The sequence below is a fragment of the Snuella sedimenti genome, from assembly GCF_016428595.1.
Lineage (GTDB): Bacteria > Bacteroidota > Bacteroidia > Flavobacteriales > Flavobacteriaceae > Snuella > Snuella sedimenti.
In genome coordinates this window covers 59,423-72,249 of record NZ_JAELVQ010000020.1, presented here as the reverse complement: position 1 = coordinate 72,249, position 12,827 = coordinate 59,423, and the positions used below count along the sequence as shown (strand labels likewise).

The following is a 12,827-nucleotide window of genomic DNA, read 5'->3' as shown; positions in this document are numbered from 1 at the left end:
GGCAAAACGAACATTGGACAGGCTTGTCGCCCTGGCTAATTCGGTTCGGTTTGTGCCATCGATTTCGGAGTCATTGTGCCATTGATTTCGGTTTAAACCGTGCCACATATTTCGGTTCGATTTATGCCAATTATTAATCAATACTTTAAAAGCCAGCAGATAACAACGACAACTGTTGCACAACCCCATAGTTTTTATAAAAACACCCACTTAAAGAATGCTTGTTTATGTTGGATACCAATAGTGAAAGACAAAAATTCCTTCTTGATTAAAGATTTAAAGCCTTACCCCTCTTTACACGTAAGAATATTATTTATATTTGGGTAGATATACTGGAAATATAGTTGCCAGGGTAACTGTATGTAATTGTTGGCAATAATTTAAAAAACAACCAGCTAAAAATTAAATATGAAATCAAAGCTTAAAATAATACTGCTTTTTATTGTAGGAATAATTTCAATTACAGCAATTAACGTATTGAGAAAAGATTCAGCAGAACATGATAAAAATAAACTAATAGATAACTTAATATCAGAAGACAGACAAGAACAAAAACAAGAACCCTTTGCGAATTATTTACAAAAAGTATCGGATGACACAAACAAAAAATGCCCAATTACTATTAATAAATATACAAGGTTAGACAACACACATATTTTATCTGGTAACACAATTCAATACAATTACACCTTAGTTGACTTTGAAAAAGGTGAAGCTGACATAAAATTGATTGAAAAAGAGTTTACAAATACCATTTTAAATGATGTTAAAACTAATCCAAAACTTAAAATTTTAAGAGATAAAAATATAACTATCACATACTATTATAAAGACAAAAACGGAGAGTTTCTTTATAATTTCAAAGTTACACCTAACATGTATAAATAAAAAAAAATTGTACAACATTGGTAGCCGTCGCACAAGGCTTTAATTTTATAAAGACATGAAATACAAACACCCATTTAAAGGGCGTTTGTTTAGGCAGGCCTACCAATTGAGAGCTACAAAGCCATTGATATAGCTTTCTTTTTTAAAGATTTAAAGCTTAAAACCCCTCTTTACATGTAAGAATTTCATTTATATTTGGGTATGTATAATGGAAATAACAATCATCGAAAACCTTTACAATCCTGTTTTACAAAACTTTATTGATGGTGATCCTAATAACTAGATAAAATGGTAAGGAAAAGTTCCGATGGCAATAATATTAACCATGTTAAAAATGAAAAAAATTAAATTTTTAAGCTATCTACTATTTATCCTGACATTACAAACATCTTGTTCGGATAATAACGATGATACTACTAATAATAGTGAAGCTATTTCTAAAACTTACTTAAGTAAAGTAACTATTAAAGCAGGTAGTGATTATTATTATTCTCCAAATTCGACAACATCTTTTACCTTGAATTACGATTCTAGTAAAAAACTCACCTCTATAAACGTTCAAAGGTCATTAGATGAATCTGGGGTTATGAAAACTTATAATGCTTCATATATAGTAGAATATGTAAATGATCAAATAAAAAAGGTATATGCCGATTGTGCAACCAATGATTGTGAATGGAATTTTATTTCCCATACCGAGGGCTTTCATCAAATCTCATTTGAATACGGTGAAGAGGATAATTACAAAAGCGTTATTGCTTATGAGCAAATTGTAAATACAGAAGGAACAATAACTTACTCTACTGAAATAGAACGTTATCTCTTGAATACAAATAACCTAGTAAAGCAAGTAGAGGGAACCACAGAAATTATTTATTCTAATAATAATATTATTGGGATAAAAAACACTTCTTCTTATAATGATGGACTTAAGTACCATGACTATGATGATAAAAAGAGTGTAGTAGTTTTTACAGATGACACACATATTATGGATATTAACGATTATTTCCCACGCCTTATCCTGGATTTAAAATATTCAAAAAATAATTTTAGAAAATTAGATTTTCCTTGGAGAGGCCAATTACAATCAATTGACTTCGAATATGACGGCAAAAACAGACCGATTAAAAGAACTGTATTAAATAAAGATGTTTTAAATTATACAGAAACATTTGAATATTTAGAATAATCTATTGCCTATAAATTTGAGAAGAACATCTAAACATGGTTAATCATGTTATTATTTAATCCGCTTCCTCAACTTTCTACACAGGTTAGCATATAGTTTTATGTAGGTGGGTTCATCTATAGTGGTGCAATCCTCCCACTCTTCCAGATCTTCGGAGATGTCCTGCCACCTGGAAAACTTAAAAACCATAAAATCTGTAGTAACAGATTTTACAAGACTTTCCAAAGACTGCTCATATAAAGCCATGGCATCTTTATTGGACGCTAAAAGGTATATTAGTTTTGAATGGCCTGCCATAATTACCGGAAATTAACATGCATAAAAAAGGGTTAACATCAACAAACAACATTAACCCTAATTAATCGCCTCAATAGCAATAATCGCATTGATTATAGCTTCTCTCAATAAGGTTCATGTAAATAGCTATTCACAATACAAATATACAAGTATTTTCTTTATTATTAAAAAGATTTTACGCACATAATTTCATTATCCTATGCTCGTATTAAGTTGAGGAAAATCCCATTTATGGCTTAGGTACAGGTATTCCATTGGGAAGTTGTACTTGTAAGCTTCCCAATAATGCTAAGCTTATTCTATTTTCTTCCGGTTATTTATAATATACAAAAATCAACTCCTTCTATTGGCTAACAATGGCGGTGGCTCCCCATTAAACGGGTTCCACCTGCTTATGCTTTTGGCGGACATACCAGAAGCTCTTATTACCGCTCGGTCTCCATAACGTTCCCGCATCTTGTCCAAGGCCTGGTAAAGGCTTATGGTTTTATCGTCGTCCTCAAACAAATCGATCTGATGGCCTCCCTCTACCAAATGGCTAAACTTGACCCCAATCAACCTAACCAACAAACGCCTTTGGTACAGTTTATTATAAAGCCCCAACACCACGGGGATGATGTGATGGTCGGCAGCACTATAGGGAATCCGCTTTTGCTGTGTATAGGTCTGGAAATCGGAGTACCTTATTTTAAAGGTGATACATGCGGTTAACTTATTGCCCCTGCGCAATTGATAGGCCAGGTTTTCGGCCATGGCAATGATGATGCTCTTCAGTTTATGGACATCAGTGGTGTCCTTGTCAAAGGTGCGTTCGGTTGAAATGGACTTACGCTCGTGGTACTGTACCACGGGGCTGTTATCGATGCCATTGGCCTTTTTCCAGATGGAAATACCATTCTTGCCAAAGACCTTGTACATCATTTCCATCGGCATCTTTTGGATGGTATGGATGTGCTTGATACCCAAATCGCACATGGCCTTGTAGGTGACATTGCCCACCATGGGGATTTTTTTAACGGATAACGGGGACAGGAATGGTTTTTCATTGCCCATGGGTATTTGTATCTGGTTATTGGGCTTGGCCTCTCCCGTGGCAATCTTGGACACCGTTTTGTTGATTGACAGCCCAAAGGAAATGGGTAGTCCCGTTTCCTTAATGATCCGTGACCGGATTTGTGAGGCCAACTGCAAACAGCCAAAGAACTTGTCCATACCCGTTAGGTCCATGTAGAATTCGTCGATTGAGGACTTCTCGTAAAGCGGCACGCTTTCCTTGATGATTTCGGTAACGGAATTGGAAAATTTCGTATAAATGCCCGAATTGCCCCTTAAAACAATGGCCTCGGGACATAACTGCTTGGCCATGCGCATGGGCATGGCCGAGTGTATGCCAAACCTACGGGTCTCATAGCTACAGGAGGCCACTACGCCCCTATCGGACGTGCCACCGATCAATACGGGCTTACCGATAAGCTTACTGTCCAGGAGCCTTTCGCAGGACACAAAGAAGGTATCCAGATCCATATGTACTATTGATCTCTGGTTTGTCATAGGGCCAAGGGTTTATCGGAATATCTCGGGTCTTCAATAATGGCCAGGCGTTCCATTTTAGAGACTTCAATGGTTATACAATCGAATTCTTCCATGACCTTTCCGGAAATGGTGTAAATGCCCTTGCCACGAAAGGGGTATTGCTTTGCTACTGGCGGAAAATGTACCGTATCGATAAAATCGCCAGCCACATCCAAAAAGGTACCGAAGTACATGGTCTTGCCATTTGAGGTTGTCGTCCGTTTTATGGTCACCAAATAGCCCTGTACGGTTACCGTATTGCCAATGTTGTTGATCAAATCAAATGCCCGCATCGGATCCGTTAACGGCTCCAACAACAATTCAAACGGACTGCATAGCGAGTACCCCAATAGCTCTATTTCATCAAAGGCATCCTCTAAAGTACTTTGGGGGAGTTCTGGAACGGTAAAGGCTTTGCGTTGGGGCTTGAACAATGTCATGTCATGTTCGTCCCAAGTGGTCTTGCTTACTTTCATATGCGCTTCCCATAGCAATGCCCTTTTGTTTTTATTGGTGAATCTAAATGCATTTATTTTAATTAGAATTAAAAGCTGTTCAATGCCTATGGCTATACGATCAATAAAATCATCCAAATCAAAGAACAATCCATTCGCTTGACGTTCCTTTACAATAGTGCTGCCAATTTTATGCTCAAACGAATGCAGGAACTTAAAACCTATGTATATGGATTTCCCCTTAATGACCGTATCGACACCACTGTTGTTGACACAGGGCGCTTCAATGATGCCGCCATGCATGCGCGCTTCATGGACATAGTATTCCGTTTGGTAATAACCACCATAGTTATTGATGGTCGCCACCATATATTCCAATGGGAAATAAGCCTTAAGGAAGAGGCTTTGGTAGCTTTCCACCGCATAGGAAGCGGAATGCCCCTTGGCAAAGGCATAGCCGGCAAAGCTTTCTATTTGACGCCATATCTCCTTGGTGAGATCGAAAGATTTATTGGCCTTTTTACAGTTCATAAAGAATTGGTCCTTGACCTTTAAGAATTCGTCCCTTGACCTGAATTTACCCGACATACCCCGGCGGAGCATATCTGCTTCCCCAAGGTTCAGTCCCCCAAAAAAATGGGCGACCTTGATCACATCTTCTTGATAGACCATAACGCCATAGGTCTCGGGCATGATATCGAGCAATACGGGATGGGCATCCTTCCTGCGCTCGGGATAGCGGTAGCGCATGATATATTCGCGCATCATCCTCGACTTGGCAACCCCAGGGCGAATGACCGAACTTGCAGCGACCAAGCCCAAATAGTTATCCACTTGAAGCTTTTTTAGGAGCATGCGCATGGCTGGGGACTCTACATAAAAACAACCAATGGCCTTAGCGTTCCTTAACAGGTACTTTATCCGCTCGTCTTGTTTAAACCGTTTGATGTCATGGATGTCAATTGGAGGCTTATCAGGATGGTTGTATTTTACGATTTCAACAGCATCCTTGATCTTGCCCAAGCCCCGTTGGCTTAAAATATCGAACTTGTACAGACCTATATCCTCGGCAACGACCATATCAAACTGCGTTGTCGGAAAGCCCTTTGGCGGCATAAAGGTGGACGTGTAATAATGGATCGGCTTTTCGGAAATGATAATGCCCCCGGCATGGATACCCAGGTAATTGGGGAAGCCCTGTATGCGCTTGCTGTAGGTAACGACCAACTTGGACAGATCGTCCAGTGTATTGTAATTGAACGTTCCCGAGGTCAATGTGTCAATTTCCTGTTTTGGCAACCCGAACACTTTTCCCAGTTCGCGAATGGATGCTTTGTACTTAAAGGTATTGTAAACGGTAATCAGGGCCGTGTTCTTAAACCGTTTGAATATGAATTCGGTAACGTCATCCCTATCGGTCCAGGAAAAGTCGATATCAAAATCGGGTGGGTTCTTTCTATAGAGGTTAATGAACCGTTCAAAATACAGGTCCAGTTCTATGGGATCTACGCCGGTAATACGCAACAGGTAAGCCACAACACTGTTGGCACCACTACCTCGGCCAACATAGAAATAACCTTTGCTACGGGCATACTTTAGGATTTTCCAATTGATCAGGAAATAGGACACAAAGCCCTTTTCCCTGATAATATTAAGCTCTTTACTGATACGATCCAACACCTTGTCACCAACGGTATCGTATCGGTAAGCTATGCCCTGATAGGTCAGCTTCCTGAGCAGCCTAAAATCCAAATCCGTATTGCCCGTATAGGATTCTTGGTTGTTTGGCCTTTCCTGGGAAAAATCGAAATCAATGTTACAGATCTCTATCAATGCTTTGGTATTGGTTACAATCTCGGGAAAGTCCGCAAACGCACCCATAATATCATCCAATGGTTTTACGACCTCATGAGTTGTGCCCTGTTCCTCTAAAGGAAGCTTACTTAACAAGGTATTGTTATCGATGGCACGTAATAAACGATGGGTGTTATAATCTTTCTTGTTTGTAAAGGACAGGGTTTCAAGGATGACCACTTTATCCAAACGGTTCACCAATTTTGAAAACCTAAAGCGGTTGAGATCCTTTATGGATACGCCGATAAACTCATCTTCTCCAGATGGTTCTTCCATATGGTTGCGATAGGGGTAAATGGTGATCGTATCTTGAATGTATTGCGGCCTTTCAGGAAACGGCAAACCATGGTGCAAATGATGGGACAGGTACGTATTGATATGCATAAAGCCCTTATTGTTCTTGGCGAGCAACACAAACTGTTGCTTTGCGCCATTTCTAAAATCGACCCCAAGGATGGGTTTTATATTGTAATTACTGGACAAGCGTACAAAATCCAGACAGGCCGAGGTGTTGTTGATATCGGTCAGTGCCATAGCGTTAGTGCCATAGTACTGCCCAATTTTAAGCAGGGTTTCCGGTGCTATGGTACCGTAGCGTAAACTGTAATATGAATGGCAATTGAGATACATATAGTAACAAAACACAAAATTAACTACAATATGTAGTTATTATTGCTTAATTTTGTAGCAATATGAGTTATTTTGCTATCAATTTTAAGCATTTAAGAACCCTAAAGGGGTTCTCACAGGAGCAAATGGCCGAAGAACTTGGCATTACGCGCTCCAGGGTCGGGTCGTACGAAGAAGGTCGGTCTGAACCGCCCTTGGATTTATTGTCCAGGATCTCGGATTACTTCAAGTTGCCCATTGATGCCATGGTGAAGAACAACCTTAGCAAGGTTTCCGACACCTCGTTTATCAATATTGGCAACCAAAGGATCCTGTTCCCCATTACCGTAAACGAGGAGAATGAGGATCTGATCGAAATTGTTCCCAATAAGGCTACGGCTGGTTATTTAAACGGTTACGATGACCCGGAGTATATCGAACAGCTCGAAAAAATCAAACTGCCCTTCCTGCCCTCTGGTAAGCACCGTACCTTTCCCATAAAGGGCGACTCCATGCTTCCCGTAAAGGATGGCTCTTATATTGTGGCCCGTTATGTAGAGGACATCCAGGATATTAAAAATGGAAACACCTATGTTATTTTAACGCTAAACGAAGGGATCGTTTATAAACGCATCAGATTTACTGAAAATCCCGAGACCCTCATGTTGCATTCCGACAACAGAAACTACCAACCCTACGAAATACACAAAAAGGACATCTTGGAACTGTGGGAGTTTACCTGTTGCATCAATACCCAAGAGTATGACGAGAGCGAACTGAAGATCAGCAGTATTGCCCAAATGTTACAGGAATTGGGCGTGGAACTGGAGCAGCTTAAAAAGTTATAGAACTAGAATAAGGTATCCTTATCCAGAGGTGCAATAAACTCGGGCTTGTTAGTGTCAACACCCTTTTTATATAAATCCCTCGTTACGGGATGTGCCCTAAAAGGTCTATCACTAAAACCGGTTGCCATGAGTTCATTAAGCTGCGGTTGATTTAATCCATCATCCAACCAATCTTCATAAAAATGATCTGCCAAAACCAAGGGCATCCGTTTGCGCTTGTTATGGATCTCAGCAAAGAACGGATTGGCCTCCAGTGTTAAAATGGTGGCCGTAAACTGGGCATCATCCAATTCGTTGTACAGTCCAGCAAATAAAAACAGGTCACCTTCGGGATGTTCATTTGAAGGCTGAAAACAAAAATAGGGAATGGACACCCCATTTTCATGGTGGGGCTCAAAAAAGCCATCGGCCAAGACTAAGCAGCGTTTGTCCTCGGCGCTGTCCTTATAGGAAGCCCGCTCAAAAATATGTTCTGAAGTTGCATTGAGCGTGTTACTCTTTTTCCAAAAGGCTTCGGGATCATGTGTGCCCCAATCGGGTACCAGTCCCCATTTGGCAGGGTAAATAGATTCGGGTTCATCCATTTTAATGATATAGAGGTTGCCATGGGTAAAGCCATTTAAATGGTAATAGGGATCGTAATCCAATGGATCTTCAAAAGTAGCCCCTATTTTGTTCAACAAGCGTTGCTCAATTTCTTCTCTTTTTTTCCGTAACGAGGTAGCATAGCACATGTTACTAATTTAATAAAAAATAGTGAGCTATAACTTTTTGCCCCTTCCCAAACATAGATCATTACGTCCCGGACGTATTGAACAGGGACGAAATTTCCTTATGGATCTTTATAAAATTACTTTCCATTTCCAAAGGTGCAACCTTTAAAGGGGTAGGCAGCTCTCTTTGTATTTCGGGATGTTTAAACAGCACCTTTCTATCCTTACCATCGGCAAACACGACAAATTCTCCCTGCTTCAACCTAAAGAAGGTTTCTGCCCTACGTTTGGGCACTTCCCGTTCCCCTTTTGTAATTCTAGCCTCCCAGGACAGTCCCGTCCCTTTGCTTATGCTCCGGGTCGGGTTCTTGATGATCTCGAAAAAGCGTTCGTAATATTTGGCCGTATCGGGATCGTTTACCTTCCCAAAGAACTGATAGGAGAGGTTGCTCAATATGGCTTTACTGGCCTTCTCCCCGTAGAGCATATCGTTCTGTACCTTGTCCTGCATCACATAAACCGTAGCAATGTCATAGCTCCGTAGTGTCGCTGGAACACGGTGCATGTTGGGCAATCGTATGGTCGGGGCTTCTTCCAACAGTACAAATGAAGGCAATTGGTTGCGTTCGCTCATCTGTTTGGTAATGGTGTGTACAATAGTGGCAATGACCGGGGAAAGCGAGGCATCCTTTTTAGGGTTATTGACTATGGATATGACCGCCGGGTTTTCCGAACTGTTCACGTTTAACGGGATCTCGTCTGCCGACAGTGCCATAAATATCTTCTTGGTGCTGATCTTCTTAAAGGCATTGGCCAGGGTACTCTTCACCCCTGCCGTTTGCCGCTCCGATCCTACCCCACTGATAAACGCATCGGCCATGGCCCTGGAGGTCATATTACCTTTTAGGAATTTTACAAGGCTCTTCGTATTTACTTGTTGGTAAAGGGCTATCAAATGAGGGATCGTACAATAATCGGGATAGTCGGTCTTTAACCGCCATATGAGCCCACTGATAAGCCCCTCCACGGCATCCTTGAAAAAACGCGAGGTACTGTTGTCATCTCCTTCCTTAGTCTCCAATAAATTTTCCAAGAGTACCCTGGACACCTCATAAACGCTTTCCTCATCGGGCAGGTATCTCGGTGCTATGGGATTGACCCTGCAATAGATGGGATCAAAGGATACAATATAGAATTTGTGACCACTGTTTCGAAACAAGGGATAGGCCATTTCGGTAATCTCAAAGTTCTTATAGTCATGGATCACCCCGCAGAATTTATGCTTCTTAAAATGGGCCATTAAACTGTAGATCACACTTTCGGTCTTGCCACTCCCTGCAGCAGCAATTACCGAGATGCCCCTGCGTATGTTTTCCAACACCAGATTGCTCCCCCTGGTCTTCATAATTACTTTATATTCCTTTCTAAACTTTTGGCCTTTGGTAATACCGTCTCGATAGGCATAACAAATCACATTGGTAAATTGTAATGGCAAAACCATTAGAAGCAACCCTTTCAGCCCTGATCGAAAACCTACCCCGAGTCCTATAATGGTTAGAGATAGCACCAAACACAGGGCTATCGTAAAAAAGCCCCGTCTTGCATACTTGTTGGCAGTATAAACTATAAGCCCGCCAAAGATCCATGAGGCAATAAGAATATGTAATTGAACGTCTATCATAATTTTTGATTTAAATACCTATGGAACCTGAGTTAATAGCCACCTCTACGCCCCTTTTAAGTTTCATCAGGGCTTTATAGGCCACCTGTACTTTATTGGTCGGTATGGTCGGCACCTTGACGCCTGCCTTAAAAAGCATTTTAAAAGCGGCCTGTTTCTCCGTTGTTGGCAACCCTGACAGCATCGCCAAAAAGCGTTTGGGATCTTTGTCCAATGCATTTCTTGCCCTATAGCTTTCCACAAAGTTCCGGTTATACTTGAAGGTCTTATCAAAGGTCTTTTCGGCTGCCTCGTAAAATTCATCCCTATCAAAGCCCTGCTTTATGGTTTTTCCATTTAAAGTGGTCTCGGCAGCTTTGTGTTGTGACAGTGGAGAGAGTTTAAAGCTATTGGTCACGTCCTTATGGCTCACGATAATATGGACATGGTTTTGCATGCCTTCTTTTTTCATGCCCCTTACGATGCGTTTTCCATTAATTTTATGGGGCGCATCCCTTTCCAAGCGGTCGATTTCCTTTTTAATACGGTTTACATTGCCCTTTAATTCTCCCCTTTCTATATCCCTAATCTCCCGTTTGAGTTTCAATATTTTTGTAGCGTAGGGCTGGTTTTCACGGATTTCTTTGTCCGTTCCCTTGAAAGTGCGCTCCCGCTCTATCTTGGCATAATACTTTATATCGTCCACAGTGACTGCTTTATTCCTATGGAATGAAGCTGCATAATCCTTCATGAGCTCCCTAACATACTGACGGAGCTTTTCCGGGTCGTTGCTTATGGCTTTCAGTTCACTTTGGGAGGGGCTGACCACCATGGAATAAAACCTGGGCTCTTTCTTGTTCAGTTTTTTAGTGTTCTGGTCGATCTGGGAAATGACTTCCTCTGCACCTATTTGGTCATGGTACTGGTCAAAGAAATGCTCTTGAAGGTCGGGATGCACCGTTTCATTTTCTTTTTCCAGATAGTTCACAAAATCACGGACGCTACCCTTAAAGTTTTCCCCCTGGTGCTGTTTGGAAATGGTTATATACATTCTTATGAATTTTTAATGGATCGTTTATATTTTTCGACTTCATCTGGAGTGAGTTCCAGTTTCAAATAGGGCTTCCCAAAACTGCTCCTGGCTTCCGTCACTTTACCGAGCACATAACTAAAATCCGATTTAAGCTGTTCCATTTTTTCTTCCAGCCGATCGTATCGGATTTTAGGAACGGTAGTTTCCTCCGGCCATTCCTCCTCACTTCCAACATTCTCAAATTTCTTTTCAATAAATTCAACATCGTCATCAAAATAATCTTCTTCTTTTTCATGCTCCAATTGTTGCTCAAACAGGGATTGCAACATGGCAACGGTTGGCAGAGTCTGGCTTTGTTCTATACTTTTTATAATGGCTATGGCATTGTTTATCCTTCGTTTGATCCTTATCTCAAGGGAACTTAAGCTACCGTCTATAGAATCTGTTGGGGACAGTTGATGGATCTCGAAAAAATCCAGCATAGCCAGTAACCCCATGGACTGGGATCTTGAAATGGCCTTGCAGTATGCCCTGAATTTTTTAGCTACCGAAGTTTTGATTTTCAGGCCTTCAAACTGTTCTTTTTCGTATCCTTTATCCATTTTTTCATAAAAAATCAACGGTTCTATTGGGCTGAGCGGTTTTTTTCATAAAAACCCACTTTTCCTCCTTTTGTAAAAATTCCAAAAACCCTTATATAATGGGGCTTTGCGAAGCAAACGAACTATGTAGCGGTGCGTGAGCACGCTACCCTCTTGCTTTTCCTTTTCGTTCGCCCCAGCGAACAAAAATCCAAACCACATGATTGCACCAATCAGTGGCATTCTATTTTAACTAGAATTGATATGTATGGTCAAAGGGAAGTCAAATCAGTCCCGATAGCCATCGGGAGGAACAACCATACTAATCCTATTCAAAGGGCTTGTTTAAATATACCATCCTTTTAACAAAAATGAAAATGAAATTCGGTATCAAATGAATACAATTAACCTCAATGGAAATTAAAATGTCAACATTTGAGATTCAAGGCGTCAGATTTGATGGAACCAACCAATAAAAAAGACCCGTTTTCAAGAGCCTTTCGACAGAATAATTCAACGATTTTATGGAAACCGTTCTTTAGAATATTCAAACTTGAAAATCCACAGATCAATTATCAAATGGAAGGATCTGTCCGAAACTCTTGGATGGGCGCTTTCTTGGTTTTGTGATTTTCTGGCCGGAATCTCCAGCACTCTTTTTACTCTTGTTTCCATAATGTAAAATTTTTAATTATCAATTATTTTACCGGAGTACCAGTTCCCCTAAAAATTTCATCTCAAAAGGAAACGGAATAAAAAGTGAGCATGCGAACGGCTTTATGCTGTAGTCTTTTGAAGGGAATATTTTTTAGGGACTATCTTGCGGTCAAATGATGGTAATGCCACCCTTGGCACTCCCCTTCTTGGCAAATGGTCACGTCCCGAATTGATTTTTAGGGGTTCGATCCTCTTAAAAATCAAACTGCCTTTTTTTAAGCTTACCTGCGTCTTTTAAAGGTATTGTTTTCAGCGGTAACCGTGAAGCGCCATTTGTTGTTTTGGGTTCATTCTGTTTGATTTACAGGTTTAAAGGAAAATGGAACGTCAGATTGGAGGTTAGACTGCAAGGTAAAAGGAAATTTGGACATTTAGTTTGTCTTACTTGGGTTTTGTTGTTTACCGCGA

General features: G+C 40.7%; 12 protein-coding genes. 3 read left to right on the top strand and 9 right to left on the bottom strand.

Features of this window, described 5'->3' with window-relative positions; all coding sequences use genetic code 11:
- Window positions 1-189: hypothetical protein (locus JF259_RS17625; protein ID WP_233164282.1), on the bottom strand; the 189-nt coding region annotated here is incomplete at its 3' end.
- 219 nt (window positions 190-408) lie between these two features.
- On the opposite strand from JF259_RS17625, the gene JF259_RS13785 reads away from it, so the two are divergent.
- Together JF259_RS13785 and JF259_RS13780 are read left to right on the top strand one after the other, a co-directional pair.
- On the top strand, window positions 409-888 hold the full coding sequence (locus JF259_RS13785) for a hypothetical protein (RefSeq protein ID WP_199116004.1): 480 nt from the start codon (window positions 409-411) through the stop codon (window positions 886-888).
- Between the two features lie 334 nt (window positions 889-1,222).
- Window positions 1,223-2,080, top strand: a complete 858-nt coding sequence (locus JF259_RS13780; RefSeq protein ID WP_199116002.1) for a hypothetical protein — start codon at window positions 1,223-1,225, stop codon at window positions 2,078-2,080.
- Between the two features lie 51 nt (window positions 2,081-2,131).
- Here JF259_RS13780 and JF259_RS13775 read toward each other — a convergent pair whose 3' ends face one another.
- The 3 genes from JF259_RS13775 to JF259_RS13765 form a co-directional block, all read right to left on the bottom strand.
- Window positions 2,132-2,377 carry a hypothetical protein gene (locus tag JF259_RS13775; protein WP_199116000.1) on the bottom strand — a complete coding sequence of 82 codons (246 nt, stop codon included), beginning with the start codon at window positions 2,375-2,377 and terminating at the stop codon, window positions 2,132-2,134.
- 333 nt (window positions 2,378-2,710) lie between these two features.
- Window positions 2,711-3,928, bottom strand: coding sequence for a DNA polymerase IV (dinB, locus tag JF259_RS13770; RefSeq protein ID WP_199115998.1), 1,218 nt, complete (start codon window positions 3,926-3,928; stop codon window positions 2,711-2,713).
- Window positions 3,925-6,888 carry a DNA polymerase III subunit alpha gene (locus tag JF259_RS13765; RefSeq protein WP_199115983.1) on the bottom strand — a complete coding sequence of 988 codons (2,964 nt, stop codon included), beginning with the start codon at window positions 6,886-6,888 and terminating at the stop codon, window positions 3,925-3,927. The genes dinB and JF259_RS13765 overlap by 4 nt, the downstream gene beginning before the upstream one ends.
- Window positions 6,889-6,950: 62 nt before the next feature.
- On the opposite strand from JF259_RS13765, the gene JF259_RS13760 reads away from it, so the two are divergent.
- A complete protein-coding gene (locus JF259_RS13760; RefSeq protein WP_199115981.1) occupies window positions 6,951-7,715 on the top strand; it encodes an XRE family transcriptional regulator in 765 nt (254 codons plus the stop codon).
- Window positions 7,716-7,717: 2 nt separating this feature from the next.
- Here JF259_RS13760 and JF259_RS13755 read toward each other — a convergent pair whose 3' ends face one another.
- From JF259_RS13755 to JF259_RS13735, 5 genes are all read right to left on the bottom strand, one after another.
- Window positions 7,718-8,449, bottom strand: coding sequence for an SOS response-associated peptidase (locus tag JF259_RS13755; RefSeq protein ID WP_199115980.1), 732 nt, complete (start codon window positions 8,447-8,449; stop codon window positions 7,718-7,720).
- 61 nt (window positions 8,450-8,510) lie between these two features.
- Complete coding sequence (locus tag JF259_RS13750) at window positions 8,511-10,109, bottom strand: type IV secretory system conjugative DNA transfer family protein (RefSeq protein ID WP_199115979.1); 1,599 nt, start codon at window positions 10,107-10,109, stop codon at window positions 8,511-8,513.
- 10 nt (window positions 10,110-10,119) lie between these two features.
- Window positions 10,120-11,139, bottom strand: coding sequence for a MobB family relaxase (gene mobB, locus JF259_RS13745; RefSeq protein ID WP_199115978.1), 1,020 nt, complete (start codon window positions 11,137-11,139; stop codon window positions 10,120-10,122).
- Between the two features lie 2 nt (window positions 11,140-11,141).
- Window positions 11,142-11,723, bottom strand: a complete 582-nt coding sequence (locus JF259_RS13740; RefSeq protein ID WP_199115977.1) for a BfmA/BtgA family mobilization protein — start codon at window positions 11,721-11,723, stop codon at window positions 11,142-11,144.
- A gap of 501 nt (window positions 11,724-12,224) precedes the next feature.
- Window positions 12,225-12,377 carry a hypothetical protein gene (locus JF259_RS13735; RefSeq protein WP_199115976.1) on the bottom strand — a complete coding sequence of 51 codons (153 nt, stop codon included), beginning with the start codon at window positions 12,375-12,377 and terminating at the stop codon, window positions 12,225-12,227.
- Window positions 12,378-12,827: the final 450 nt, after the last annotated feature.

What these genes read in the sequence shown, in the direction of transcription:
- JF259_RS13785 (WP_199116004.1), top strand. Translation starts at nt 409, where the DNA reads ATGAAATCAAAGCTTAAAATAATACTGCTTTTTATTGTAGGAATAATT.
- JF259_RS13780 (WP_199116002.1), top strand. Translation starts at nt 1,223, where the DNA reads ATGAAAAAAATTAAATTTTTAAGCTATCTACTATTTATCCTGACATTA.
- JF259_RS13775 (WP_199116000.1), bottom strand. Translation starts at nt 2,377, where the DNA reads ATGGCAGGCCATTCAAAACTAATATACCTTTTAGCGTCCAATAAAGAT.
- dinB (WP_199115998.1), bottom strand. Translation starts at nt 3,928, where the DNA reads ATGACAAACCAGAGATCAATAGTACATATGGATCTGGATACCTTCTTT.
- JF259_RS13765 (WP_199115983.1), bottom strand. Translation starts at nt 6,888, where the DNA reads ATGTATCTCAATTGCCATTCATATTACAGTTTACGCTACGGTACCATA.
- JF259_RS13760 (WP_199115981.1), top strand. Translation starts at nt 6,951, where the DNA reads ATGAGTTATTTTGCTATCAATTTTAAGCATTTAAGAACCCTAAAGGGG.
- JF259_RS13755 (WP_199115980.1), bottom strand. Translation starts at nt 8,449, where the DNA reads ATGTGCTATGCTACCTCGTTACGGAAAAAAAGAGAAGAAATTGAGCAA.
- JF259_RS13750 (WP_199115979.1), bottom strand. Translation starts at nt 10,109, where the DNA reads ATGATAGACGTTCAATTACATATTCTTATTGCCTCATGGATCTTTGGC.
- mobB (WP_199115978.1), bottom strand. Translation starts at nt 11,139, where the DNA reads ATGTATATAACCATTTCCAAACAGCACCAGGGGGAAAACTTTAAGGGT.
- JF259_RS13740 (WP_199115977.1), bottom strand. Translation starts at nt 11,723, where the DNA reads ATGGATAAAGGATACGAAAAAGAACAGTTTGAAGGCCTGAAAATCAAA.
- JF259_RS13735 (WP_199115976.1), bottom strand. Translation starts at nt 12,377, where the DNA reads ATGGAAACAAGAGTAAAAAGAGTGCTGGAGATTCCGGCCAGAAAATCA.